The following is a 3,429-nucleotide window of genomic DNA, read 5'->3' on the forward strand; positions in this document are numbered from 1 at the left end:
ACGATACGGCCGCGCCGCTGCCGGCCATCGAAGTCGTCGCATCGCCGCTGACGACGCCGCTCGTCGTCGTCACGGATCCGAAGACTCCACGCCAGCCGCTGCCCGCCAGCGACGGCGCGGATTACCTGAAAACGATCCCCGGCTTCACGTCGATCCGCAGCGGCGGCACCAACGGCGACCTCGTGTCGCGCGGGATGTTCGGCTCGCGGCTGAACATCCTGGCGAACGGGATGTCGACGCTCGGCGCATGTCCGGGCCGGATGGATGCGCCGACGTCGTATATCGCACCGGAAAGCTATGACAAGGTCACGGTCGTGAAGGGGCCGCAGACCGTGTTGTACGGGCCCGGCGCGTCGGCCGGCACCGTGATGTTCGAGCGCGTGACGCCGCGCTTCGACAAGCCCGGCATGCGCTTCGAGGGCAGCCTGGTCGGCGGGTCGTTCGGCCGCAACGACCAGAACCTCGACGTGACGGCCGGCACACCGGACGTCTACGGCCGCGTGACCGCGAACCACGCGCACTCGCAGGACTACAAGGACGGTAACGGCAACACCGTGCCGTCGCAGTGGGACAAGTGGAACGCCGATGCCGCGCTGGGCTGGACGCCGGACGACCACACGCGCGTCGAGCTGACCGCCGGCACCGGCGACGGCTATGCGCGCTACGCGGGGCGCGGGATGGACGGCGCGCATTTCCGCCGCGAGACGTTCGGGCTGTCGTTCGACAAGAAGCATCTCGGCGACGTGCTCGACCGGATCGAGGCACGCGTGTACTACAACGAAGCCGACCACGTGATGGACAACTACACGTTGCGGCAACCGGACCCGACCAGCAGCATGCCGATGCGGATGGCGTCGGAAGTGCGGCGCCGCACGTTCGGCGCACGCGCGGCCGCGACGTTCCGTTTCGCCGACGACTTCAAGCTCGTGACGGGTGTCGATGCGCAATCGAACCGGCTCGACTCGCGCTCGGCGATGGGGCGGCAGAACTACGGCGACAAGCCGTGGGATGCGCAGGCGACGATGTGGAACGCGGGCGTGTTCGGCGAACTGACGTGGTACGCGAGCGACGTGTCGCGCGTGATCGGCGGCGCGCGCGTCGACTATGCGAGCGCACGCGACAAGCGCTCGACGACGAGCGGCATGATGATGAGCAAGCCGAATCCGACCTTCGACGACGATCGCACGCGCGTGCTGCCGAGCGGCTTCGTGCGCTACGAGCGCGATCTCGCATCGCTGCCCGTCACGTGGTACGCGGGCGTCGGCCATACGGAGCGCTATCCCGACTACTGGGAGCTGTTCTCCGCGAAGCGCGGGCCGGCCGGTTCGGTCAACGCGTTTTCGGCGGTGCAGCCGGAGAAGACCACGCAGCTCGACATCGGTGCGCAATACAAGAGCGACCGGCTCGATGCATGGGTGTCGGCCTACGCCGGCTACGTGCAGGACTTCATCCTGTTCAACTACGCGGCCGGCATGATGGGCCCGACCACGCAGGCGACCAACGTCAACGCGCAGATCATGGGCGGCGAAGCGGGCGTGTCGTGGAAACCGGTTGCACCATTGCGCGTCGAGACATCGCTCGCGTATGCGTGGGGGCGTAACGTGGCAAGCGGCGATCCGCTGCCGCAGATGCCGCCGCTCGAGGCGCGCATCGGGCTCGAGTACACGCGTGGCGCGTGGTCGGCGGGCGGCCTGTGGCGGATCGTTGCGCCGCAGCATCGCTATGCACTGAATGAGGGCAACGTGGTCGGCAAGGACTTCGGCCCGAGCGCCGGATTCGGTGTGCTCTCGCTGCATACGCAGTACAACGTCAGCAAGACCGTGCAGATCTCGGTCGGCGTCGACAACGTGCTGAACAAGGCCTACACCGAGCACCTGAACCTTGCCGGCAACGCGGGCTTCGGCTATCCGGCGAACTCGCCGGTGATGGAGCCGGGCCGGACCGCATGGGTGCGCGTGAGCGCGAAGCTGTAACGCATCGCGCGTGTGCGCTGCAGCATGCGCGCGCATGAACGCGGCCCCGCCTGAACGGGCGGGGCGCGTCAACCGATTAGAGAACCGTATCTAGTCAGGGCGCAAACGTTCGCGAGTCGTGATTCACTCCCGCATTCGACACACACGGTGGTTGCGGCGTTCGAGGCGCGTAGTGAGTGTCGATCCGGCTTCATTCGCACCGGCAGCACAATAATCAGGAGAACATGCATGGCCAGAACGATGCGTTCCAGGGTGGTGGCAGGGGCAGTGGCATGCGCGATGAGCATCGCGCCGTTCGCGGGGACGACGGCAGTGATGACGCTCGCGACGACGCGCGCGGCGATGGCGGCGACCGCGCCCGCCGATGGCTACGCGGCGACGCGCTATCCGATCATCCTCGTGCACGGGCTGACGGGTACCGACAAATACGCCGGCGTGCTCGAGTATTGGTACGGTATCCAGGAAGACCTGCAACAGAACGGCGCGACTGTCTACGTTGCGAATCTGTCGGGTTTCCAGAGCGATGATGGCCCGAACGGGCGCGGCGAACAGTTGCTCGCTTACGTGAAGACGGTGCTTGCGGCGACGGGCGCGACCAAGGTCAATCTCGTCGGCCACAGCCAGGGCGGGCTTACATCGCGCTATGTCGCGGCCGTCGCGCCCGATCTTGTCGCGTCGGTGACGACGATCGGCACGCCGCATCGCGGCTCCGAGTTCGCCGACTTCGTGCAGAACGTGCTTGCGTACGATCCGACCGGGCTTTCGTCAACGGTGATCGCCGCGTTCGTCAATGTATTCGGAATCCTGACGAGCAGCACTAACAACACGAACCAGGATGCGCTCGCTGCGCTGCAGACGCTGACCACCGCACGGGCCGCCACGTACAACCAGAACTATCCGAGCGCGGGCCTGGGTGCGCCGGGCAGTTGCCAGACCGGTGCGCCGACGGAAACCGTCGGCGGCAACACGCACCTGCTGTACTCGTGGGCCGGCACGGCGATCCAGCCGACGCTCTCGCTGTTCGGCGTCACGGGCGCGACCGACACGAGCACCATTCCGGTCGTCGATCCGGCGAACGCACTCGATCCGTCCACGCTCGCGCTGCTCGGCACGGGCACGGTGATGATCAACCGCGGCTCCGGGCAGAACGACGGCGTCGTGTCGAAGTGCAGCGCGCTGTACGGCAAGGTGCTGAGTACGAGCTACAAGTGGAACCACCTCGACGAGATCAACCAGCTGCTCGGCGTGCGCGGCGCGTATGCGGAAGATCCGGTCGCGGTGATTCGCACGCATGCGAACCGGCTGAAGCTGGCGGGCGTGTAATCGATGACGGCACGTGAAGGGCGCGCGCCGCTGGCGCGGCGCGCCGTGGTCTATGGTGTCGTGGGGCTGGTGGCGATTGCCGGTGTCGCGATGTGGAGCGGAGCGGGCTGGCATCGCGGAACGGGCACGGCCG

General features: G+C 67.0%; 2 protein-coding genes and 1 pseudogene. All 3 read left to right on the top strand.

The window, feature by feature from the left end; genetic code table 11:
• The coding region (locus JYJ84_RS31800; protein WP_205189942.1) for a TonB-dependent copper receptor at positions 1 to 1,973 on the top strand (1,973 nt) is incomplete at its 5' end.
• Between the two features lie 228 nt (positions 1,974 to 2,201).
• The gene (locus tag JYJ84_RS31805) at positions 2,202 to 3,296 is read left to right on the top strand and encodes a triacylglycerol lipase (protein ID WP_122949196.1); all 1,095 of its coding nucleotides are present in this window, start codon (positions 2,202 to 2,204) and stop codon (positions 3,294 to 3,296) included.
• A gap of 3 nt (positions 3,297 to 3,299) precedes the next feature.
• Positions 3,300 to 3,429 (top strand): annotated as a pseudogene (locus tag JYJ84_RS31810) (lipase chaperone); the annotation flags it as partial.

This window comes from Burkholderia sp. LMG 13014 (genome assembly GCF_905232215.1).
GTDB lineage: Bacteria > Pseudomonadota > Gammaproteobacteria > Burkholderiales > Burkholderiaceae > Burkholderia.

Bases quoted from the DNA above. Each gene is read 5' to 3' on its own strand.
- JYJ84_RS31805 (WP_122949196.1), top strand. From the start codon at position 2,202: ATGGCCAGAACGATGCGTTCCAGGGTGGTGGCAGGGGCAGTGGCATGC.